Origin of the sequence: Halorubrum ezzemoulense, assembly GCF_004126515.1 — an archaeon.
GTDB classification, from domain to species: Archaea; Halobacteriota; Halobacteria; order Halobacteriales; family Haloferacaceae; genus Halorubrum; species Halorubrum ezzemoulense.
Genome location: NZ_CP034940.1, coordinates 893,140 through 913,600 on the forward strand (window position 1 = coordinate 893,140; position 20,461 = coordinate 913,600).

Sequence of the window (20,461 nt, forward strand, 5' to 3'; positions counted from 1 at the left end):
GTCGGACCGCTCAGTCCAGACAGGCCGCGACGACCCGCAGCGCGGCCTCACCCCGGACCTCGTTCGCGAGCAGCGGCACCCGCTTCACGTCCCGGGCGCGGAACAGGTCCGTCGCCTGGCGGAGCGCGCTCTGCTGGACCTCCCACCGGCGGGCGCAGAACTCGCAGGTGTCGGGGTTGGGCTCGACCACCCAGTCGGGGTCGATCCCGGCCCCGTTCCCGCCGGTCACGTCGCCGACGCCCTCCATCACACGGTTGACGACGAGCGTGTTCACCGGGATTCCGAACTCGTCGAGCCGCGCGACGAGCCGCTCGGACTCGACGACGCTCATCTCCTCGGGGATCATCACGACGCGGAAGTCCGTCTTCGCGGGGTCGCGCAGGACCGCTCGGAGTCGCTCGATGCGTTCGCGGAGCTCCTCGAGGTCCGCCGAGGGGTCGGGGTCGTCGTCGCCGCCGCCGAACATCCCCTTGATCCCGTCCATCATCCCGGAGAAGCGCTGCCGGAGCTTCATCACGCGCCCGAGCATCGAGTCCATGATCTCCGGCAGTTGGAGCAGGCGGAGCGTGTGACCGGTCGGCGCGGTGTCGACGACGACGCGGTCGAACCGCGGGTCGTCGAGGTACTCCAGCAGCTGGCGCATCGCCGCCGCCTCGTCGGCGCCGGGCATCGTGCCGCCGAGGAGTCCGCCGAGCCCCTCGCCGTCCTCGCCCTCGGCGCCGCCCATCGGCCCCTCGCCGCCCATGCCGCCCATCGCGTCGCCCATCTCGCCGAGCCCGCCGAGCGGGTCGCCGTCCGCCCCGAACATCCCCTCGTCGACCGCGGCGTCGGGGTCGATCTCGGCGGCGTACAGGGGCACGTCCTCGCGGATGCGCGCCGGCTCGGCGGGGATCTCGGTCTCGTAGGTGTCCGACAGCGAGTGCGCGGGGTCGGTCGAGACGACGAGCGTCCGGACGCCGCCCGCGGCCGAGGCGAGCCCCGTCGCGGCCGCCATCGTCGTCTTTCCAACGCCGCCCTTCCCGCCGTACAGCACGTAGTCGGGCGCGTCGACGCCCGCGGGCAGGTCGGCGAGCTCCTCGTCGACGGTCAGCTCCTCGTCCGTCTCCGCGGGCTCGACCGCGGTGTCGTCGTCGGCCTCGTCGACCCGGTCGACGGGCTCGACGTCGATGTCGTCCATACGCGTGTGTCGGTCCGGTGGGCTTGTGTAGCCGTCGGTCCGGATTCGGCGGCGACCGTCGCGCTTCGAGCGGTGACCGGATGACGCCGCGACCGCGGTCAGCCGAGTCGCTTCATCGAGATCAGCGCGGTCGGAATCATTATCGGGATCGTGAGAATGGCCCCAGTGATCACGACGAACGGCGCGACCCCGCCGACCGGGTACGCGAGCAGGTCGACGGCAAGCAGGTTGACCGTGGTCACAGTCACCGTGTACGCGATCACGGTGAGCACCACGATCGCCGAGAACACGACGCCGACGACGACCGCCGCGTTCGGTCCGTCCGCCGCTCCGTTCGACGCCGGGTTACCGCTCATCTGCTGTCTGCCACCATATACTATTGTGTGGATTGCGAACGGCTATAACTATTCCCTTCCCCGCGCGTCCCCGCGCTCGACGGTCGCCCCGAGGTCGGCCATCGCGTCGAAGAAGCCGGGGAAGGAGACGTCGACGTGTTCGGCGCCGCGGACGGTCGTCGTCCCCTCGGCCGCCAGCGCGGCGACGGACAGCGCCATCACGATCCGGTGGTCGGCTCGGCCGTCGACGGTCGCCCCGACGAGATCGCTTTCGCCTCCGTGAATCGTGAGTACGTCCCGCCCTTCGGTCGTCTCGGCGCCGAGATTTTCGAGTTCCTCGGCCATCGCGGACACCCGGTCGGTCTCCTTGTAGCGGACGTGCTCGCAGTTCTCGATCCGCGTCTCCCCGTCCGCGACCGCGCCGAGCGCGGCGATCGTCGGGAGCAGGTCGGGCGTTCCCCCCACGTCGACGGTGACGCCGGAGAGATCGCCGCGCTCGACCGCGATCGCGCCGGCCTCGCGGTCCCAGTCGACGGGCGCGCCCATGCGCTCGACGATCTCGACGATCGCGGCGTCGCCCTGCGCGCTCGGCCGGGCGCCCTCGATCCGGAGCGGCTCGCCGGGCGCGGCCGCGACCGCGCCCGCGCCGAGGAGGTACGAGATAGAGGAGAAGTCGCCGGGGACCGCGTACGTCTCGTCGCTCGGCGCGTACGTCTGTCCGCCCGGGACCGAGAACCCTGCGGCGCCCGCGGCACCGTCGAGCGGATCGCCGTCCTCGTCGACCGGGGTCGCCTCGACGCCGAAGTCGGCGAGCAGTTCGAGCGTGATGTCGACGTACGGCGCCGACTTGAGGTCGGTCGTGAGCTCTACCTCGATCCCCTCCTCGGTGACGGCGCCCGCCATCAGCAGCGCGGTGACGTACTGCGAGGAGACGTCGCCGGGGATGGCGACCTCGCCGCCGGCGAGCGGGCCGGTCACGACGAGCGGGGCCTGCCCGTTCGACCGCGTCGACTCCGCGCGGACGTCGAGGTCGGCGAGCGCGTCGAGGAGCGGACCCTGCGGGCGCGAGCGGAGCGACTCGTCCCCGGTGAGGACGGTGGTGCCGTCCGCGAGCGCGGCCGCGGCGGTGACCAGCCGCATCGTCGTCCCAGAGTTCGCGCAGTCGATCACGTCGTCGGGGACGGCGGGGCGGCCGCCGAACCCCTCGACCGAGAGCGCGTCGGCGCCCGTCAGGTCGGGCTCGCCTTCGGCGGTCGAACTCCCGTCTCCGGCGCGCGCGACCGAACCGCCGAACGCCGCGACGGCGCGGGCGGTCGCTCGCGTGTCCGCGGACACCAGCGGCGACTCGACGGTCGCGCCGTCGCTGTAGCCGGCGGCGAGCAGCGCGCGGTGGGTGTAGCTCTTCGACGGCGGCGCGCGGGCGGTCCCTCGCAGGGTCGAGCGCGTGACGTGGACGTCCATACCAGTCCTGCCGGCCGCGGCGACAAGTCGGTACCGACAGCGGCACGATTGCGGTCGGGGCCTCGCCGGCGTGACCCGCGCCCGGCGCCGCGGCACACCCTTTATACCATCGGGAGCGCTAGCGTCGCGTATGCCCCAGTGTGAGATGTGCGGCGCCGAGGAGGCCTCGCTGACGACGACGAAGGTCGAAGGCGCCGAGCTGGAGCTCTGTAGCTCGTGTACGGACTTCGGCACCGAGGTCCGCGACGAGTCGACGAGCTCCGGCGGCGGCAAGTACTCCACCAGCTCCAGCACCGGGAAGTCGTCTTCGTCGTCCGGATCGTCCGGCTCCGGCGGCTCGTCGGGGAGCTCGACTCGCCCCCGCGACATGTTCGACGACATGGACGAGATCGCCACCGACTACGACGAGCTGATCCGCGATGCGCGGGAGTCGCGCGGGCTGAGCCAGGAGGAGCTGGCCGACCAGCTCAACGAGAAGGCGAGCCTCATCCGCAAGCTCGAACGCGCCGACACGCTCCCGACCGACGAGGTCCAGCGCAAGCTCGAGCGCGCGCTCGACATCTCGCTGGTCGAGGGGCAGTCGACCGACGACGCCGACTGGGAGACGGACGACGCCGGCACGATGACGCTCGGCGACGTCGTCAAGCGGAAGGACTGAGCCGCGACGACGCTCCGGCCCCGCCGTACTCGTTATTCCCGGCCCTCAGACGGTCGCGCCGCCGCCGTCCGTCTGCTCCGATCCGCCGTACCGCTCGGTCAGGTAGTCGATGATGTAGTCGACCGTCTCGGGGTCGTAGCTCCAGAACCCGTAGAACTCGCCGGGCGCGCGCTCCTCGGCGAGCAGCGCGCACTTGGCGTCCTCGTAGCCGCCCCCGTCGTACGCGACGAACCACGTCTCGCGGATCTCGGCGGTCTCGCCGACGTGGACCGTGTAGGTGCCGACGTCGGGTGCGTCGCCCTCGGCGGCGGCGTACGCGTGGACGTCGAGCCGGTCCTTCTCGCCGAGCAGGTCGTAGGTGTCCGCCTCCCCGGTGAGGACGTCGAGGGTCTGGAACCCCGCGTGGAGCTCTCCGTCGCCGACCCGCCAGGCGCGGTCCTCGATCTCCCGCGACGCGGCGACCATGTCCTCGCGGGAGTAGGAGGTAAACATCGTCTCGTCGAGGTGATCCAACACCGGCTTCCCGACGTTGCCGGGCGTCTCACCTCGCTCCGCGGGTGTCTCCCCCTCGTCTCCGCCCCGCCCCGGCAGCAGCTCGTCCACGGTGACGCCCGTGACGAACTCGCCGTCCCGCGCCAGCACGGCGAACGCCTCCGGTCCGGAGGCGGTCTGATCGTCGACGATCCGGACGTTGCGGTCGGCGAAATACTCCCGGAGCTCCTCCGTAACCGCCGGTTCTGCGTTGAACACGGTCAGCGTGGCCTCGTGGGCTTCCACGCCGGCGATGAGCTCGATGAGGGACATCTCTTGTCGGACCCACAGCATCGGGGTATAAGGTCGTTTCTGCTCTCCGCCCCCCGGGTCGCCCGGTTCCCGGGGTTGTGAGGGGTCGAAACGACGGGACCCCGAGCGAGCGTCGCGAAGCACGAACCTATTTGCGCCGCGCTCCCCGAGTAGAGGTATGTTCATCTTGGTGAACCTCAAGGCGTACCCGTGCGATCCGATCGAGGTAGCGACCGCGGCCCGCGACGTCGCCGAGGCGTCCGGCGCGCGGATCGCCGTCTCGCCGCAGGCGGCCGACCTCGCCCGCGTCGCCGAGACGGGCGTCGAGACGTGGGCGCAGCACGTCTCGCCGAACGAGCACGGTTCGCACACGGGTTCGACGCTCGCCGAAGCCACCGCCGACAACGGCGCCGAGGGGACCCTGATCAACCACTCGGAGAAGCGACTGAAGCTCGCCGACATCGACGGTTCGGTCCGCACGGCCGAGCGCGCTGACCTGGAGACGATCGTCTGCGCGAACAACCCCGCGCAGGTCGGCGCCGCCGCCGCGCTCGGCCCTGACGCCGTCGCGGTCGAGCCCCCGAAGCTCATCGGCGGCGACGTCTCCGTCGCCACCGCGGACCCGGGTATCGTCGAGGACGCGGTCGCGGCCGCCGAGGCCGTCGACCCCGCGGTTGACGTGTTCTGCGGCGCCGGTGTCTCCACCGGCGAGGACGTGTCGACCGCCGGCGACCTCGGGGCCGCCGGCGTCCTGCTGGCCTCCGGCGTCGCGAAGGCCGACGACCCCGAGGCGGTCCTCGAAGACCTCGTGAGCGGGATCTGAGCCGGCGAGTCCGGGCCGGTTCGCGTCCGCGAGCCCGAGACCGGCGCTGCGTTTGCGGATCGGTATAAAAACATCGATGTGAGCGACTCACACGATCGAGAAAACGCACGACGGCGGCGGCTTTCTTCTCCCGGGGAGATCGCGGCGTCTAGTAACCTTTAACCGAAACAAGCCGCTATCTGTGACCAAGATGGCGAGCAACAAAATTCTCGGTATCGACCTCGGTACCACCAACTCCGCGTTCGCGGTGATGGAGGGCGACGAGCCCGAGATCATCGCCAACGCCGAGGGCGACCGGACGACGCCCTCGGTCGTCGCATTCGCCGACGACGACGAGCGCCTCGTCGGCAAGCCGGCGAAGAACCAGGCCGTCCAGAACCCCGACCGCACGATCCAGTCGATCAAGCGGCACATGGGCGACGGCGACTACACCGTCGAGATCGGCGACGAGGAGTACACGCCGGAGCAGGTCTCGGCGATGATCCTCCAGAAGATCAAACGCGACGCCGAGGAGTACCTCGGCGACGACGTCGAGAAGGCGGTCATCACCGTCCCCGCGTACTTCAACGACAAGCAGCGGCAGGCGACGAAGGACGCCGGCGAGATCGCCGGCTTCGACGTCGAGCGCATCGTCAACGAGCCGACGGCCGCCTCCATGGCGTACGGGCTCGACGACGAGTCCGACCAGACCGTCCTCGTGTACGACCTCGGCGGCGGCACGTTCGACGTGTCGGTCCTCGACCTCGGCGGCGGCGTCTACGAGGTCGTCGCCACGAACGGGGACAACGACCTCGGCGGCGACGACTGGGACGAGGCGCTCATCGACCACCTCGCCGACGAGTTCCAGAACAACCACGGGATCGACCTCCGCGACGACCGGCAGGCGCTCCAGCGCCTGAAGGACGCCGCCGAGGAGGCGAAGATCGAGCTGTCGAACAAGAAGGAGACCACGGTCAACCTCCCGTTCATCACCGCGACCGACAGCGGGCCGGTCCACCTCGAACAGTCCGTCACCCGCGCGACGTTCGAGAGCCTCACCGCTGACCTCATCAACCGTACCGTCGAGCCGACCGAGCAGGCGCTCGCCGACGCCGACTACTCGAAGTCGGACATCGACGAGGTCATCCTCGTCGGCGGCTCGACACGGATGCCGCAGGTCCAGGAGAAGGTCGAAGAGCTCGTCGGCCAGGAGCCGAAGAAGAACGTCAACCCCGACGAGGCGGTCGCGCTCGGTGCGGCGGTCCAGGGCGGCGTGCTCTCCGGCGACGTCGACGACATCGTCCTCCTCGACGTGACTCCGCTCTCGCTCGGTATCGAGGTGAAGGGCGGCCTCTTCGAGCGGCTCATCGAGAAGAACACCACGATCCCGACCGAGGAGTCGAAGGTGTTCACCACGGCCGCGGACAACCAGACCTCCGTCAACGTCCGCGTCTTCCAGGGCGAACGCGAGATCGCCGAGGAGAACGAGCTGCTCGGCGCGTTCCAGCTCTCCGGCATCCCGCCGGCGCCGGCCGGAACCCCGCAGATCGAGGTCTCGTTCAACATCGACGAGAACGGGATCGTCAACGTGGAAGCAGAGGATCAGGGCTCCGGTAACGCCGAGTCGATCACCATCGAGGGCGGCGTCGGCCTCTCCGACGAGGAGATCGAGGAGATGCAAGAGGAGGCCGAGAAGCACGCCGAGGAGGACGAGGCTCGCCGCGAGCGGATCGAGGCCCGCAACGAGGCCGAGACGACGATCCAGCGCGCCGAGACCCTCCTCGAAGAGAACGAGGAGGAGCTCGACGACGACGAGCTCGTCGCCGACATCGAGGCGGCCATCGAGGACGTCGAGGACGTGCTCGAAGACGAGGACGCCGAGACCGACGAGATCGAGTCCGTGACCGAGGCGCTCACCGAGGAGCTCCAAGAGATCGGCAAGCAGATGTACGAGGGACAGGCCGCGCAGGCCGGCCCGGGCGGCGCGGGCGGCGCCGGTCCCGGCGGGATGGGCGGCGCTGGCGGTCCGGGCGGTCCGGGCGGTGCGGCGGGCCCCGGCGGTGCCGGTCCCGGCGGCGACGCGGACGACGAGGAGTACGTCGACGCCGACTTCGAGGACGTAGACGACGACGAGGAGTAACGCCCTCTCACCCGACGCTCGACGCCTCGACCCCGCCGCTTAAATCGACCCGTCGATCAACACCAATTAACAAACGCAACGCATGACCGAAGATTTCTACGACGTCCTCGGCGTGTCGCGGGACGCCAGCGAGGAGGAGATCAAGAAGGCGTACCGCAAGCAGGCCGCCGAACACCACCCCGACGTCAGCGACGACGAGAACGCCGAGGAGCGGTTCAAGAAGATCCAGAAGGCCAAGGAGGTGCTCACCGACGAGCAGAAGCGCCAGCAGTACGACCAGATGGGCCACGATCGGTTCACCCAGGCCGACAAGCGCGGCGCGACCGGCGGCGGTGCCGGTCCGGGCGGCGCCGGCGGTCCCTTCGGCGGGGCCGGCGGCGCTGGCGGCGCCGGCGGGTTCGAGGACATCTTCAACCAGTTCTTCGGTGGCGGCGGTCGCGGCCGCGGCGGCGGTGGCGGCGGCAACCGCCCGCGGCAGGGGCGCGACCTCAAGACCGGACTGACGATCGACCTCGAAGAGGCGTTCAACGGGGCGACCAAGGAGGTCACGCTCACGCGACCGACCGAGTGCGACACCTGCGGCGGCGCGGGGCATCCCCCGGACGCCGACGTGGAGACCTGCCCGCAGTGTAACGGCCGCGGGCAGGTCCAGCAGGTCCAGCAGACGCCGCTCGGGCGCGTCCAGCAGACGTCGACGTGTCCCCGCTGCGAGGGCGAGGGCGAGCTGTACAGCGAGGACTGCGCCGACTGCGGCGGCGACGGCGTCGTCCGCGAGGAGGCGACGCTGTCGGTCGAGATCCCGGCCGGGATTCGCTCCGGGCAGAGCCTCCGGATGGAGCGCGAGGGCGCGCCCGGGGAGAACGGTGGCCCGAGAGGCGACCTGCTCATCGAGGTCGATGTCGACGTCGGCGACCGGTTCGAGCGCGACGGCGACGACCTCCGCGTCAACGAGGCGATATCCTTCCCGCAGGCCGTCTTCGGCGACACCGTCGAGGTGGAGACGGTCGACGGAACGGTCGAGATGGATGTCCCCGCGGGGACCCAGAGCGGCGAGACCTTCCGGCTTCAGGGCAAAGGGATGCCCCGCCTCCGTCGTCGCGGTCGCGGCGACCTCTACGTCCAGGTCGCCGTCGTCGTGCCCGAGTCGCTCAACGACGAGCAGCGCGAGGCGCTGGAGGCGTTCGCGGAGGCCGGCGGCGAGGACATCGACGTCGGCGGCGGCTTCTTCGAGAAGCTAAAAAGCTCCTTCTGAGTGGCGTTCGCGGCGCCGCGCCTCTTCCCTCACGGCCCGTAGCTTTTCGATCCCTCGCGGCGACGGTCAGCGCATGGGCTACGACACGACGGCCTACGACGACGTGGAACTGCGCGCGCCCGGGATGTTCTTCCTCCGAGAGGCGCTCGACTGCGAGCGGCTCGGCGTGACCGTCGTCGAGGCCGACGACGGCTGGGAGGGGATGGAACACGACCACGGCGACGCCGACCACGAGGAGGTGTACCTGCTGCTCCACGGCGAGGCGACGCTCACCGTCGACGGGGACGCCGTCGCCCTCGCGCCCGGCGACGCGGTCCGGGTCGACCCGGAGTCCACCCGCGACCTCGCCTTCTCGGCCGACGGCTCGAAGATGGTGATCGCCGGCGCGCCCTGACGCCGCCCCGACGCAGTCCGGTCGGGCCGCGGGGTCGCCTCCGGGACGCCGCAGCGTTAAGACGCGCGCGTTCCGAGAACCGAGTATGGAACTCGTCGGCGAACTCCTCGCGCGCGACCGACGCAGTCGCGACGTGGCGCTCGTGACGCCGGACGGCCGGGAACGGACCTCCCACGACCTGATCACGAACGGCTACAAGGCGGCGAACGTGCTCCGGTACCTCGGCGTCCGGACGGGCGCGACCGTGGCCGTCGAGCCGATTCCGGGATTCCACACGACGCTCGCGTTCCTCGGCGCGGCCGCCGTCGGGGCGCCGGTCCGGTTCGACCCGGCGGCGGGGATCGACGCCGGCGACCGCGTCGTCCTCGCACCGGTCGCGACCGCGGCCGCGCTCGATCCGGCGCCAGGAACGAACCTCGCCGCCTTCGGCGGCTCGCCCGAGCGTCCCGACACCACGCACTGGGAACAGGAGCTGTGGAGCGAGAACCCCGGGATGCCGCCGAGCGACATCGCCCCCGACGACGCCGTCGTCCGCGGGGCGGACCTGTCGGTCAGCCACCGCGACCTCTGTTCGCGCGCCGCGGCCGCGGTCGAGGCCGCCGGGATCGGAGACGAGACGCGAGTCGTCCTCAGAGCACCCTTCTCCGACCCCTCGGCGCTCGCCGCCGGCTTCGTCGCCCCGCTCTCCGCCGGCGGGACGGCGGTGCTCGCGGCGACGGGCGGCGGAGACGCGTCGGGCGACGAGTCTCGCGGCGACGTGGCGGTCGCTCCGGCGGGAAAACCAGTACCGGAGCCGCGGCGGATCGACCCGGCGTCGCTCGCGTCGACGACCGAGTGAGCGGTCCCGGCTCGGTCGCGGCCGGGATCAGTCGTCCGCGGGGTTCGGCTCCGCGGCCGCCTGACCCTCGTGTCGGAGACAGGCGGACTCGTGGTCCGGCGTGTGGACCGTCCGTTCCGGCTCGGTCTCGGCGCACGGCGTCGTGATCGCGTTTCGCAAGACCTCTCCCGCCCGCTCGTCGTTCCCGTCGATCAGGAGATCCAGCGCCTCCGAGAGGGTCCGTTCGAGGTCGGGGTCGTCGACGGTCTCCCCGATGTCGAACTCCCGGCGGATCTCCGCCTGGACCTCCGCGTCGGTCGGGTCGGAGCCGCCGGCGACGATGTTCTCGCGGACCTGTTCGACGTCGACCTCGCCCGCGCTGACCTTGTCGTGGAAGTTCAACAGCCCGCGCCAGTCGGCCTGATCGACGTCGACGCCGTCCGGTTGGATCACCTTGTGACACCGGGTGTGGAACCGACACCCGCTCGGCGGGTTCGTCGGACTCGGCACGGTGCCCTTCAGCTCGATGCCGCCGACGCTCGCGCGCGGGTCCGGCGTCGGGATCGAGGACAGCAGCGCCTCGGTGTATGGGTGTTGCGGGTCGGTGAAGATCTCCTCCACCGGCCCGATCTCGACTATCTCGCCGAGGTACATCACGGCCACGCGGTCACAGATCTGGCGGATGACGGACATGTCGTGGCTGATGAACAGAAGCGACAGCCCGAACTCGTCTTGGAGGTCGTTGATCAGCGAGAGTATCTCCGCCTGGATGGAGACGTCGAGCGCGCTCACCGGCTCGTCGGCGATGATGAGGTCCGGGTTCAACACGAGCGCCCGGGCGAGCGCGATCCGCTGTTTCTGCCCGCCGGAGAACTCGTGCGGGTACCGGTCGAAGTCGCTCGCCGAGAGCCCGACGCGTTCGAGCAGGTCCTCGACGATGGCGCGACGCCGGTGGCGGTCGCTCATCCCGTGGACCTTGAGCAGCTCGCCGACGGCGTTCCCCACGGACACCCGCGGGTCGAAGCTCGACGACGGGTCTTGGAAGATCATCTGGGCGCCCCGCCGGAACGCCATCATCTCGTCGTCGTCGAACTGCGTCACGTCGTTGGGGTGGGTTCCGTCGGGGTCGCGCGTCGCGCCCCCGCGTCCGTTCCCGTTGAAGATGACCTCGCCCGAGGTCGGCTCCTCCAAGTGGATCACCGAACTCGCCGCGGTCGACTTCCCGCACCCGGACTCGCCGACGAGTCCGAGCGTTTCGCCCTCTTCGATGTCGAAGCTGATCCCGTCGACGGCGCGGGCGGCGCCGACCTTCCGGTTGAACAGCCCCTTCCGGATCGGGTAGTGTTTCTTCAGGTCGCGGACCGAGAGCAGCGGCTCAGTCATCGGCGGGACCCACCTCGCTGTCGCCGTCGGCCGCTCCGTCGCCCGGTCCGAGCCCGTCGCTCCTGACTACCGACGGGTTGCCGCCCGGCCCGTAGTGGACGCAGGAGACCTCCTGGCTCGGCGCCACCTCGACCTCGTCCGGCTGGTCGCCGGTGCGACACGCCTCCTCGGCGTACTCGCACCGCGGAGCGAACCGGCAGCCGTCCGGCGGGTCGTGCGGGTCCGGGAGCGTCCCCGGAATGCCGCCGCCGGATCCCCCGAACTCCGGCAAACACTCCAGCAGTTGCTGTGTGTACGGATGCCCGGGGTGATCGAAGATGTCGAGGACGCCGCCCCGCTCCATCACCTTCCCGGCGTACATCACGACGATCCGGTCGGCGATCTCCGCGACGACGCCGAGGTCGTGCGTGACGAACAGGATTCCCATCTCGAACTCCTCTTGGAGGTCGTCGAGGAGCCGCAGGATCTGCGCTTGGACGGTCACGTCGAGCGCGGTCGTGGGCTCGTCGGCGATGAGCAGGTCGGGGTCCCCGACGAGCGCCATCGCGATCATCACGCGCTGCTTCTGTCCGCCGGAGAACTCGTGCGGGTAGTCGTCGAACCGCGAGCTCGCGTTCGCGATCCCGACGCGGTCCATGAGGTCGACCGCCTTCGCGCGGGCCTCGTCGTCGGAGACGTCCTGGTGGATCTGGAGCGCCTCGGTGATCTGCCACCCGACCGTGTAGCAGTGGTTCATCGCCTCCTGCGGGTTCTGGAAGATGTGTGCGATCTCGTTGCCCCGGATGTTCTGAAGCTCCGATTCGGGGAGCGACAGCAGGTCGCGCCCGTCGTACCGGACGGTCCCCTCGATCTCTCCCGGCGGGGTGTTGATAATCCGCGTGATCGACTCCGTCGCGACCGTCTTTCCGGACCCCGACTCGCCGACGATACACACCGTCTCGCCGGTGTCGACGCTGAAGTCGATCCCGTCGACCGCGGTGAGCGTTCCGTTGTCGGTGCTGAACGTCGTCGTGAGGTTTTCGACCTCGAGTAGTGGCTGATCGTCGGCCATTATTCGTTCTCCGCCTCCGCTTCGGGGTTCAGCGCGTCCAACAGCGCGTCACCGAGGAAGTTGAACGCGAGGATGGTCAGGAACAGCACGATACCCGGCGCTAACACGATCCACGGGGCGAACGAGAGGTCGCTCCGCCCGGCGGAGATGAGCTGCCCCCACGAGGGCACCGTCGAGTCGCCGATCCCGAGGAACGCGAGCTGGGCCTCCGCGAGCAGGAAGCCGGGAATGAGCAGCGTGAGCTGGGTGATGATGCTGCTCGCCGCGTTCGGCACGACGTGTCCGCGGATCACTTGATACGTGCTCGCGCCGCTGATCCGGCTCGCCTTGATGAACTCCTCCTCGGAGATCGACAGCGACTTGCTCCGGATGTAGCGGGCGGTCCCGCCCCAGGCGAACAGCGAGAACACCACGATGAACATCCCCAGCCCGGCCCCGTAGATGTACAGGATGAGCAGGAACATCAGGAACGTCGGGAACGAGAGGATGATGTCGACGAACCGCATCATGATTTCGTCGACCCACCCGCCGGCGTACGCGCTGAGCGTCCCGAACGAGATCCCGATCGTGGCGACGATAGTCGTCGTGATGAAGGCGATCTGCATGCTGATCGTCATCCCGTAGACGATCATCGTGAACACGTCCTTCCCGCCCTGCGTGGTCCCGAGCGGGTGTTGCCAGGTGCCGTAGCACCGTCCGTTCATCACCTCGCCGACGCACGTCGCCGGTGTCGTGTCGACGACGGAGGTGAACACCGGCGGCTGGTAGGCGATGAACAGGTCCTGTTGCGGCGCGTTCATGACGAGCGGGCCGACGAGCCCGCCGACGAACACGATGCCGAGCCAGCCGAGGCTCACGACCGCGGGGCGGTTGCGCTTGAACTCCTTCCAGTAGTACCGCGTCATCCGCGGGTTCTGGTACAGCGGCAAGACGAGGTACCAGAACGCCAGGAACAGCGTGAAGATGAAGAAGAAGTCGAGACTCTCCAAGTTCCGTTCGAGGCCGATGAACTCGAAGGTCGGGGTGCGCTGGCCGGTGAAGCGCCAGTCGTACACGCCGAGCAGCGCGAGCGGCAGGGTCGTCAGCAGCATCCCGATCGAGTTGGTCGACAGATCGAACCGCCCCGACCGCGAGAGGTCGTTCCAGTCGACTTGATCGAACCGTTCGGAGTCTTCAGTTGCCATTGTTTTCGGTTATGTTACCTGTCATCGTAGCTGATCCGCGGGTCGAGCACGGTGAACACGATGTCCTCGAGGAGGTTCCCGATGACGGCGACGAAGGTGAAGAACAGCGTCGTCCCCAACACGAGGTTCGTGTCCTGTGCGAGCAGCGCTTCGTAAGTCAACCGTCCCAGTCCGGGGATACCGAACACGACCTCGACGAGGAGTGACGACCCGAGGAACAGCGCGAGGAGCTGTCCCACGAGCGTCGTCGAGAGCGGGACGAGGGTCGGTCGCATGACGTGATACGCGTACGCACGAAGCGGGGAGACCCCCTTCGCCTTTGCCGTCTTCATGAAGTCGGCGTTCTGGAACTCCGCGGACTCGTTCCGGGAGACGCGCATGACGGCGCCGATCGACCCGGTGACCAACACGAACACCGGGACCGACAGCTGGATCGCGTTCTCCACGCTGAACACCGGTGCGCTCGTGTTGTAGATCACCGGTATCACCTCCAGCCACACGCCGAAGATCAACAGGAGGATGATCCCGAAAAAGAAGTTCGGGATGGCGTAGCCGAAGAAGGCGAACCCGGTCGCCGCGTGGTCCTTCCAACTGTACATGTTCGCGGCGGAGTAGACGCCGACGAGCGGCCCCAAGGTGATCGTGAGGATGGTCCACGGAATCGAGTACTGCGCGGTGTAGTACAGCGCCTGCGTGACCGCCTCCATCACGGGCTGGCTCCGGCTCACGGACCAGCCCCAGTCGAGCGTGTACACGCTCCGGATGAAGTCGAAATACCGGACGTGAAGCGGCTGGTCGAGCCCGCGCAGCTCGCGTACCCGCTCGGCCGCCTCCGCCGGATCGCCGCCTTGAAGCGCCGCCTGCGTCGCTGCCCGCTGGACGGCCGGGTTCGGCGCGGCCGAGAGCAGCAGGAACGTGATCGTGACGATAATGAGCGATACGACTGCTGCCCAGAGAACCCGAGCGGTGACGTACCTTCCAAATCCCATGTGATGTGTAAGTCGGTAGGGTGAGAACGGGGTGGCTCGCTCTTACTCGTCCGTCGACGGGTAGAACTCGGACCAGCGGGGCTGCCAGGTGAAGTGGGAGGAGGCGAGTCCGCGGTAGACCCCTTGGATCAGCTCCTCTTTGCCGATCGCCGCCGCCATCGCCTGGCGGAACGGAACGAGCTGGAACATGTTGCCCGGACCGGTGTTCCACCCGTTCGCGCGCTGGTTCACGGAGATGATCGTGTTGTACGGCGTGGGGACCTGCCGGACGGTCACGTTATCGTCTTCGCTGTACGACTCGTACTGCTCCGGCGGAATCGCCGCCGCGTCCGCCTCGCCCGTCTCGAGCGCACCGAGACGCGACGCCTGCTCTTGAACGACGCTGATCGACGCCTCCTCGAAGAGCGGCCCTTCGGAGAACAGGTCCGGCCCCTCGTCGATGTCCCGGAGGTAGTACTCGTCGTTCCGGACGTACTCGGTACCCGAGCCGCGGTTCCACTCTTCGAGCTCGAACGGCCCGAGGTTCCCCGAGAACTGGAGTTCGAGGAGCTCCTCGTCCTGCTGGAGCCCCTCCACGTCCTCCTCCTCGACGTACGGTTCGAGGAGGGCACGCGGAATCGGGTAGAGGTACGGGTCGTACGTCTGGGGCCACAGCACGTTCGACGTTTCCAGCGTCGCCTCGAACTCGAGTTCCCCGGTCTGCTCGACTTCGACGCCCTCCCAGCTGTCCGAGTCGGCGGTGTTCGCCCAATCGGCCTGTTGGACCTCCTGGATCTGATAGACGAAGTCCTCGGCGGTGACCTGCCCGTACGGCTCGCTGAACTGGAGGTTATCACGGAGTTCGAACGTCCACACCTCGCCGTCCTCCGTGGACATGTCGTACAAAAGCGGGAAGTACTCCTGGTTCTCGTCGAACGTGTAGCCGGGATCGATCGCGCGCTCGATGGCCGTTCCGGCCCCGGACTCGTTGTTGTACAGCGGGTTCAGCGTGTTGAAACTGGCTCCCGTGACCGTGTCGTACGAGCCCGACACGCTGGGGTCGTCGATGTGCCACGCCGGGAGGTCCCAGCCGTTCGAGAAGTTCTCGATCGGACCGGTGAGGTCGGGGTTGTACCCGATGATATCGTCGCCCAGAGTGAGCATGATGTAGGGCTGTTCGCGCGCGAGGTTCGCGAAGATGTCAACGAACGCCTGCCGGATCTCGTCCCGACTCGTCGCCTGCCTCGCCTGCTCGAACAGGGACTCGACGTCGAACTGCGGGTAGTAGCCGACCGGGTTGAAGTTCGCGTTCGCCCCGTCGAAGAACGTCTGGTTCGTGAGGGGGTTGAGCGGGTACGTGTTCAGCCCGAAGTTGACCGACATATCCCACGCCTCGTTGCTCGTGACGGAGCGCGGCCCCGGGTTCCGCGGTCCGGGGTTCGACCACTCCACCTCTTCGCCGTTAACCGTATCCGTCCCGCCTTCGGGGTCGCCCGAGTAGTACTCGTTACTGAACCGAGTCCCGTCGATCGCTTCGGGAGTGACGCTGATACCGAGGTTGTTCTCGAGTTCCTGTGCGATGAACTCCGCGAGGAGCTGGTTGGTCTCGGAGGCGGCGCTGTGATAGATGTCGATCTCGACCTGGTCTCCTTCGGGGTTGACCATGACGTCCCCGTCGAAGCCGTAGTCGTATTCCGACTCCTCGAACGCCTCCCGTGCCAGGTTGCGAGCGACCTCCGATCCGTAGAGGTCACCGACCCCGAACCGGGGGAAATCGGGAACCTCGACTTCGCCGCCCCCGCCGCCACCGCCGTCAGAGCCGTCCGACCCGTCACCGCCGTTTCCGGAACAGCCGGCGAGCGTTACGGCGCCGGCGAGGCCGAGCGCGGAGAGCCATTGTCGCCGGCCGATATGCCGGGAATCATCACGATTCTCAATGTTTCGCCGTGGCATACCAAGTAGTAAGATTGTGTGTATAAAAAACTTCAGACTTATGGATAGTTGTTAGGGACGATCATCTTACATCCGTGTTAGTGATCGCCGGTCTTAGGGACGTATTCATGATTGGAACGCACATTTTACCGGAAATATGGTTTTCTGTCCCTCTCCGAAGCGAAACGTAGACAGCGTCTCTCCCGTCATCGCGGCGTGCGAGTCGGCTTCGGTCGTCTGCCCTCGCGAGGCGGATCGTCGTCCGCCGCTCTCCGGTTCGGTGTTCGTCGGTCGTCCTCGCCCTCCCCAGCTTAACCGTCGCGTCGGTCTCGCTCGCCGACCGCGTCAGGCTCTCGCCGGGTCACCGCTCCGGTTCTCTCGCTTCGGGAGTTTCGTCCGGTCTGGAGGCATCCCCGCCGTCGCCGGCCGCCGCAGAGCCCCCTGTCGCTCCGCCGCCGACGGCCTGCTCGTAGCGTGCGATCTGCTCGCGGTGGAGGGTGTGGATCATGTCGGCGAGGAAGCCGAACACGAGCAGCTGGATCCCGAGGATCGTCGCGCCGACCGCGCCGACGGCGACCACCTCGTGACTGATCCCGAACGCGAGGTACCGGTACAGCACGAACGACGCCATCGCGATTCCCGCCGCGGTCGACGCCACGCCGACGCTCCCGAAGTAGAACAGCGGGTTGTTCGTCTTCGCCTTCCGGTACAGCTCTAGGAAGATCACCCCGCCGTCCCGGACAGGGTGGAGGTTCGTCGCGGAGCCGCCGGGCCGCTCTCGGTACGTGATCGGGACCACGGCGACCGGGACGCGGTTCTTCACGCACTCGACGGCCATCTCGGTCTCGATACCGAACCCGTCCGCGGTGAGGTGGAGCCGCAGGAACGACTCGCGGGTGAACGCGCGGTACCCCGAGAGGATATCGCCGTAGTCCTCGCGGTGGATCGCCCGGAACGCGAGGTTGATCAGGCGGTTGCCGACCCGGTTCAGGCGCGTCATCGCACCCGGGCGCATGTCCGCGAAGCGATCCCCGACGACGTGTTCGGCCTCGCCGTCGAAGAGCGGGTCGAGCATCGCCGCCGCGTCGTCCGCGTCGTACGTGGCGTCGGCGTCCGCCATCAGCACGTACGGGGCCTCGACGTGGTCGCGGACCGCCTCCCTGACCGCCTGCCCCTTCCCGCGGCCGGACTGTTCGACGACGCGCGCGCCGGAATCGCGGGCGATCGACTGCGTGTCGTCCGTCGAGCCGCCGTCGATAACCAAGACGTTCTCGAATCCGGCGTCCCGGAAGTCCGCGACGACGCGTGCGACCGTCTCGGCCTCGTTCATCGTCGGCAACAGGACGCAGACGCCGTCGTGATCGGTCATCAGACGAGCGATCACGGGGGAGTCGCTAAACTCTGTCCCTCCTCGCCGCCGCGACGGTCCCCTCCGGGCGTCGTCGCCTTCGCCGGCGCCGCGTCCGTGGGTGCCGCGACCACCCACACTCATGTATGTGAACACTGATCATGTGTGTATGTCTCAGCCCTCGGACGTACGCGTCGACGAACTGCTCAGCGCCGCTCGCACGGCGACGGGCGACGAACTGCGGAGCCTCACTTACTTCACGCACGACGACATCGACCAGCTGTACCTCCGCAGCGACCTGAGCCAGACCGCCGATCTCGTCGGCTTCGCCGAGAACGAGCGGCAGGGGTTCCACGCGCAGTCGATGTACGCGGACACCCAACTCGGCGACTACCGGTTCACGGTTCGCGTGTTCGAGAACGGCTACCTCACGCGCGTGATCGCGAACGACCACGGCGTCTGGGCGACCACCGACTCGATGGAGATAGACCGGTTCGAGGAACTCGCGAGCGCGCTCGCAGCGATCCTCCGCTCGTTCGACCCCGCCTGACCGTCCCCGCGGGAGCACATCTCTCCTCGTCGAGACTCGACTCCGAAAGGGCGTTTACCCGAGGTGGCTCTCGAACTCGCCGACCAGTTCCGCAGCGTCGACCGGCTTCGTCACGTAGCCGTCGGCGCCTGCCTTCACCGCCTCCATCATCTTTTCCTGTTGGTCGACGCTCGTACACATCACGATCACCGCGTCGGGCCACCGGTCTTTGATCGCCGCGGTCGCCTCGATCCCGGTCATCTCCGGCATCACGACGTCCATGGACACCGCGTCCGGCTCGTACGCCTCGAACAGCTCGACCGCCTCAGCGCCGTTTTCCGCCTCGTCGACGACCTCGAACCGGTCTTCCAGCGCGTCGCGGACGACGGTCCGCTGGAAGGAGGAGTCGTCGACGACGAGTACCCGCTCGGTCATACCATCTCTCCCTTCCTGACCGACATAAACGCGCGGATCGAACGCGCTGTTGCGCGGTCGACGGACGCGGTCGACATCTGTCGGCCTTCGGCCCGGCTCGATCACCTTGTATATTCGATGCTGCGTATAATGAACATGGGAACAAGGTTAAGGTCTATCCCGCGATACGGTGGCGTATGGAAACGCGGAAGGTCCAACGGTTGGGGCCGTCGACGCTGGCGATGACCCTTCCGGCCGAGTGGGCGCAGGAACACGGCGTGAACAAAGGCGACGAGGTGTCGCTCCGAATGGGTGGGAAGGGGACCCTCACGGTGCTTCCCGAGTCTGTGAGCTCCGAGGAGTCCGAGGCGGTGATCAACGCCGACGCGCTCGACGCGCGCTCGCTTGAACGCGCGATCGTCGCGCAGTACGTGCTGGGGCGGCGCGTGATCCACGTCCGCAGCGAAGGCGCGCTCGACAGCGAACACATCAACGCCGTCTACAAGGCGGAGACCCAGCTGATGGGGCTCGGCGTCATCGAGGAGACGCCCGAGGACATCTCGATCCGCTGCTCCGTCGACCCCGAGGACTTCACCCTCGACAACCTCCTCGAACGGCTGGAGAACACCGGCTCCACCATGCGCGGCGAGGGCGTGAAGGCGCTCGCGCACGGCAACCCCGACCTCGCGCAGCGCGCGCTCAACCGCGAGCGGCAGGCGAACAAGATCTTCGTCCTCCTGTTGCGGCTCATCTTCACCGCCTACCAGAACCCGAACCTCGCGCGCGCCGTGGGCTTGGAAGAGGGGTTCCCGCTCATCGGCTACCGCTCCGTCGCGAAGAACCTCGAACTCACCGCCGACAACGCGGAGGACATCGCCGAGATCGTGATGGAGGCCGACGGGCACACCCTCGACGTCGACAGCGCGACGATGCGGCAGATCCGCGAGTTCACCGATCAGGTGGACGAGCTGACCGCGCTCGCGGTCCGCGCCGTCGTCGAGCGCGACTACGACCTCACCGTCGAGTGCCGCGACCTGTTCTCGCGGCTGGAGGACCGCGAACAGGAGATCCTCGACGAGCTGCCGAACGACCTGGACAACGAGACGCTGCTCATGACCCGCGAGGTGCTCGTCAGTCTCCAGCACACCGCCGAGTACGCCATGCGGAACGCCGAGATCGCCGCGAATCTCGCCCTCAACGAGGCGTCCGAACACGTCGAGATCATCTGAGGCGGGCGTGGCGCCCGCGTCACGGCTGCCTCCGGTGACTACCAGCCGTCGGCGTCACGCGGTTCGTATGAACTAAGTGGCCCCCCGCGAAGCGGTTCGTATGAGCGAGGCTTCCATCGAATCGGACAAAGAGGTCGGCGTCGCGCTCGCGCTCGGCGCCGTCGCGGCCGTCAGCGCCGTGGTGATGCTAGCGTACCCGGGGCAGCTCGGGAAAGCGTGGGGGTTCGCGGGCGCGTTCGTCTTCGCGACGCTCGCCGTCGGCGCGGTTCAGTTGTTCAGCTGACCGGGCGCTCCCCGCCGTCGACCGGCCGTCCGGTTCCAGAACGAGAAACCGTTAATAGCGTCAGACGCGTAGATGGGACAATGAGCGAGTACACCGAGGAGGAACAGCGGATCCTCGCGTACCTCACGGACAGCGTCACCCGTGGTGAGCGGTACGTTCGCTCGAAGACGATCGCCGACGCGATCGGACTCACCGCGAAACAGGTCGGTTCGCGGCTTCCCCGCCTCGCCGAGAAGTCGGACGACGTCGACATCGAGAAGTGGGGTCGCGCCAAGTCGACGACCTGGCGCGTGACGCCCGACGGGTGAGGCTCGCGCCGGC

Annotated in this window: 21 protein-coding genes; 10 read left to right on the forward strand and 11 right to left on the reverse strand. The window is 68.2% G+C overall.

The features are described 5' to 3' along the window. Positions 1-10: 10 nt before the first annotated feature. The 3 genes from EO776_RS04450 to aroA form a co-directional block, all read right to left on the reverse strand. Positions 11-1,177: an ArsA family ATPase gene (locus EO776_RS04450; RefSeq protein ID WP_089307914.1), complete on the reverse strand. Its 1,167-nt coding sequence runs from the start codon at positions 1,175-1,177 to the stop codon at positions 11-13. A 98-nt stretch (positions 1,178-1,275) separates the two neighbouring features. Next, complete coding sequence (locus EO776_RS04455; RefSeq protein WP_094495316.1) at positions 1,276-1,533, reverse strand: hypothetical protein; 258 nt, start codon at positions 1,531-1,533, stop codon at positions 1,276-1,278. Positions 1,534-1,581: 48 nt separating this feature from the next. Then, on the reverse strand, positions 1,582-2,973 hold the full coding sequence (gene aroA, locus EO776_RS04460) for a 3-phosphoshikimate 1-carboxyvinyltransferase (protein WP_094520020.1): 1,392 nt from the start codon (positions 2,971-2,973) through the stop codon (positions 1,582-1,584). A 130-nt stretch (positions 2,974-3,103) separates the two neighbouring features. On the opposite strand from aroA, the gene EO776_RS04465 reads away from it, so the two are divergent. Then, positions 3,104-3,631, forward strand: a complete 528-nt coding sequence (locus EO776_RS04465) for a multiprotein bridging factor aMBF1 (protein ID WP_049931276.1) — start codon at positions 3,104-3,106, stop codon at positions 3,629-3,631. Positions 3,632-3,676: 45 nt separating this feature from the next. On the opposite strand, the gene EO776_RS04470 is transcribed toward EO776_RS04465, so the two are convergent. Further along, positions 3,677-4,435, reverse strand: a complete 759-nt coding sequence (locus tag EO776_RS04470; protein WP_086215858.1) for a DICT sensory domain-containing protein — start codon at positions 4,433-4,435, stop codon at positions 3,677-3,679. Positions 4,436-4,592: 157 nt separating this feature from the next. Between EO776_RS04470 and tpiA the strand changes: the two genes are divergently transcribed. The 5 genes from tpiA to EO776_RS04495 all read left to right on the forward strand — a co-directional run bounded on the left by tpiA (position 4,593) and on the right by EO776_RS04495 (position 9,840). After that, entirely contained in the window at positions 4,593-5,237 is a 645-nt protein-coding gene (tpiA, locus tag EO776_RS04475) for a triose-phosphate isomerase (protein WP_094520019.1), read from the forward strand. Positions 5,238-5,427: 190 nt separating this feature from the next. Then, positions 5,428-7,356, forward strand: a complete 1,929-nt coding sequence (gene dnaK / locus EO776_RS04480) for a molecular chaperone DnaK (RefSeq protein ID WP_176454986.1) — start codon at positions 5,428-5,430, stop codon at positions 7,354-7,356. An 82-nt stretch (positions 7,357-7,438) separates the two neighbouring features. Beyond that, complete coding sequence (gene dnaJ / locus EO776_RS04485; RefSeq protein WP_049931272.1) at positions 7,439-8,608, forward strand: molecular chaperone DnaJ; 1,170 nt, start codon at positions 7,439-7,441, stop codon at positions 8,606-8,608. A 73-nt stretch (positions 8,609-8,681) separates the two neighbouring features. After that, positions 8,682-9,002, forward strand: a complete 321-nt coding sequence (locus tag EO776_RS04490; protein WP_100050311.1) for a cupin domain-containing protein — start codon at positions 8,682-8,684, stop codon at positions 9,000-9,002. 85 nt (positions 9,003-9,087) lie between these two features. After that, positions 9,088-9,840 (forward strand): acyl-CoA synthetase family protein, encoded by a 753-nt coding sequence (locus EO776_RS04495; protein WP_094520016.1) that lies wholly within the window; start codon positions 9,088-9,090, stop codon positions 9,838-9,840. Positions 9,841-9,867: 27 nt separating this feature from the next. Here the strand turns inward: EO776_RS04495 and EO776_RS04500 are convergent, their stop codons facing one another. From EO776_RS04500 to aglJ, 6 genes are all read right to left on the reverse strand, one after another. Then, positions 9,868-11,202 (reverse strand): ABC transporter ATP-binding protein, encoded by a 1,335-nt coding sequence (locus EO776_RS04500; protein WP_100050310.1) that lies wholly within the window; start codon positions 11,200-11,202, stop codon positions 9,868-9,870. After that, entirely contained in the window at positions 11,195-12,253 is a 1,059-nt protein-coding gene (locus EO776_RS04505; protein WP_094520014.1) for an ABC transporter ATP-binding protein, read from the reverse strand. Before EO776_RS04505 ends, EO776_RS04500 begins: the two co-directional genes overlap by 8 nt. Then, complete coding sequence (locus EO776_RS04510; RefSeq protein ID WP_049931267.1) at positions 12,253-13,437, reverse strand: ABC transporter permease; 1,185 nt, start codon at positions 13,435-13,437, stop codon at positions 12,253-12,255. The genes EO776_RS04505 and EO776_RS04510 overlap by 1 nt, the downstream gene beginning before the upstream one ends. 14 nt (positions 13,438-13,451) lie before the next feature. Then, positions 13,452-14,426: an ABC transporter permease gene (locus EO776_RS04515; RefSeq protein WP_049931266.1), complete on the reverse strand. Its 975-nt coding sequence runs from the start codon at positions 14,424-14,426 to the stop codon at positions 13,452-13,454. A 42-nt stretch (positions 14,427-14,468) separates the two neighbouring features. Next, positions 14,469-16,358 carry an ABC transporter substrate-binding protein gene (locus EO776_RS04520; RefSeq protein WP_049931264.1) on the reverse strand — a complete coding sequence of 630 codons (1,890 nt, stop codon included), beginning with the start codon at positions 16,356-16,358 and terminating at the stop codon, positions 14,469-14,471. 340 nt (positions 16,359-16,698) lie between these two features. Further along, entirely contained in the window at positions 16,699-17,706 is a 1,008-nt protein-coding gene (gene aglJ, locus EO776_RS04525; RefSeq protein ID WP_086219706.1) for an S-layer glycoprotein N-glycosyltransferase AglJ, read from the reverse strand. Positions 17,707-17,854: 148 nt separating this feature from the next. Between aglJ and EO776_RS04530 the strand changes: the two genes are divergently transcribed. Next, positions 17,855-18,235 carry a DUF7522 family protein gene (locus tag EO776_RS04530; protein ID WP_094495367.1) on the forward strand — a complete coding sequence of 127 codons (381 nt, stop codon included), beginning with the start codon at positions 17,855-17,857 and terminating at the stop codon, positions 18,233-18,235. A 54-nt stretch (positions 18,236-18,289) separates the two neighbouring features. Here EO776_RS04530 and EO776_RS04535 read toward each other — a convergent pair whose 3' ends face one another. Continuing rightward, positions 18,290-18,649 carry a response regulator gene (locus tag EO776_RS04535; protein WP_086215864.1) on the reverse strand — a complete coding sequence of 120 codons (360 nt, stop codon included), beginning with the start codon at positions 18,647-18,649 and terminating at the stop codon, positions 18,290-18,292. A gap of 176 nt (positions 18,650-18,825) precedes the next feature. Between EO776_RS04535 and EO776_RS04540 the strand changes: the two genes are divergently transcribed. The 3 genes from EO776_RS04540 to EO776_RS04550 all read left to right on the forward strand — a co-directional run bounded on the left by EO776_RS04540 (position 18,826) and on the right by EO776_RS04550 (position 20,448). Beyond that, positions 18,826-19,857 carry a phosphate signaling complex PhoU family protein gene (locus tag EO776_RS04540; protein WP_049931258.1) on the forward strand — a complete coding sequence of 344 codons (1,032 nt, stop codon included), beginning with the start codon at positions 18,826-18,828 and terminating at the stop codon, positions 19,855-19,857. A gap of 100 nt (positions 19,858-19,957) precedes the next feature. Further along, positions 19,958-20,140, forward strand: coding sequence for a DUF7525 family protein (locus tag EO776_RS04545; protein WP_049931257.1), 183 nt, complete (start codon positions 19,958-19,960; stop codon positions 20,138-20,140). Between the two features lie 80 nt (positions 20,141-20,220). Then, the gene (locus EO776_RS04550; RefSeq protein WP_004598402.1) at positions 20,221-20,448 is read left to right on the forward strand and encodes a DUF7123 family protein; all 228 of its coding nucleotides are present in this window, start codon (positions 20,221-20,223) and stop codon (positions 20,446-20,448) included. The last annotated feature ends 13 nt before the right edge of the window (positions 20,449-20,461 follow it).

Bases quoted from the DNA above. Each gene is read 5' to 3' on its own strand.
- EO776_RS04550 (WP_004598402.1), top strand. From the start codon at position 20,221: ATGAGCGAGTACACCGAGGAGGAACAGCGGATCCTCGCGTACCTCACG.
- EO776_RS04530 (WP_094495367.1), top strand. From the start codon at position 17,855: ATGTCTCAGCCCTCGGACGTACGCGTCGACGAACTGCTCAGCGCCGCT.
- EO776_RS04540 (WP_049931258.1), top strand. From the start codon at position 18,826: ATGGAAACGCGGAAGGTCCAACGGTTGGGGCCGTCGACGCTGGCGATG.
- aglJ (WP_086219706.1), bottom strand. From the start codon at position 17,706: ATGACCGATCACGACGGCGTCTGCGTCCTGTTGCCGACGATGAACGAG.
- EO776_RS04465 (WP_049931276.1), top strand. From the start codon at position 3,104: ATGCCCCAGTGTGAGATGTGCGGCGCCGAGGAGGCCTCGCTGACGACG.
- dnaK (WP_176454986.1), top strand. From the start codon at position 5,428: ATGGCGAGCAACAAAATTCTCGGTATCGACCTCGGTACCACCAACTCC.
- EO776_RS04510 (WP_049931267.1), bottom strand. From the start codon at position 13,437: ATGGCAACTGAAGACTCCGAACGGTTCGATCAAGTCGACTGGAACGAC.
- EO776_RS04515 (WP_049931266.1), bottom strand. From the start codon at position 14,426: ATGGGATTTGGAAGGTACGTCACCGCTCGGGTTCTCTGGGCAGCAGTC.
- EO776_RS04520 (WP_049931264.1), bottom strand. From the start codon at position 16,358: ATGCCACGGCGAAACATTGAGAATCGTGATGATTCCCGGCATATCGGC.
- EO776_RS04450 (WP_089307914.1), bottom strand. From the start codon at position 1,177: ATGGACGACATCGACGTCGAGCCCGTCGACCGGGTCGACGAGGCCGAC.
- EO776_RS04545 (WP_049931257.1), top strand. From the start codon at position 19,958: ATGAGCGAGGCTTCCATCGAATCGGACAAAGAGGTCGGCGTCGCGCTC.
- EO776_RS04495 (WP_094520016.1), top strand. From the start codon at position 9,088: ATGGAACTCGTCGGCGAACTCCTCGCGCGCGACCGACGCAGTCGCGAC.
- aroA (WP_094520020.1), bottom strand. From the start codon at position 2,973: ATGGACGTCCACGTCACGCGCTCGACCCTGCGAGGGACCGCCCGCGCG.
- tpiA (WP_094520019.1), top strand. From the start codon at position 4,593: ATGTTCATCTTGGTGAACCTCAAGGCGTACCCGTGCGATCCGATCGAG.
- EO776_RS04490 (WP_100050311.1), top strand. From the start codon at position 8,682: ATGGGCTACGACACGACGGCCTACGACGACGTGGAACTGCGCGCGCCC.
- EO776_RS04455 (WP_094495316.1), bottom strand. From the start codon at position 1,533: ATGAGCGGTAACCCGGCGTCGAACGGAGCGGCGGACGGACCGAACGCG.
- EO776_RS04500 (WP_100050310.1), bottom strand. From the start codon at position 11,202: ATGACTGAGCCGCTGCTCTCGGTCCGCGACCTGAAGAAACACTACCCG.
- EO776_RS04505 (WP_094520014.1), bottom strand. From the start codon at position 12,253: ATGGCCGACGATCAGCCACTACTCGAGGTCGAAAACCTCACGACGACG.
- dnaJ (WP_049931272.1), top strand. From the start codon at position 7,439: ATGACCGAAGATTTCTACGACGTCCTCGGCGTGTCGCGGGACGCCAGC.
- EO776_RS04470 (WP_086215858.1), bottom strand. From the start codon at position 4,435: ATGTCCCTCATCGAGCTCATCGCCGGCGTGGAAGCCCACGAGGCCACG.
- EO776_RS04535 (WP_086215864.1), bottom strand. From the start codon at position 18,649: ATGACCGAGCGGGTACTCGTCGTCGACGACTCCTCCTTCCAGCGGACC.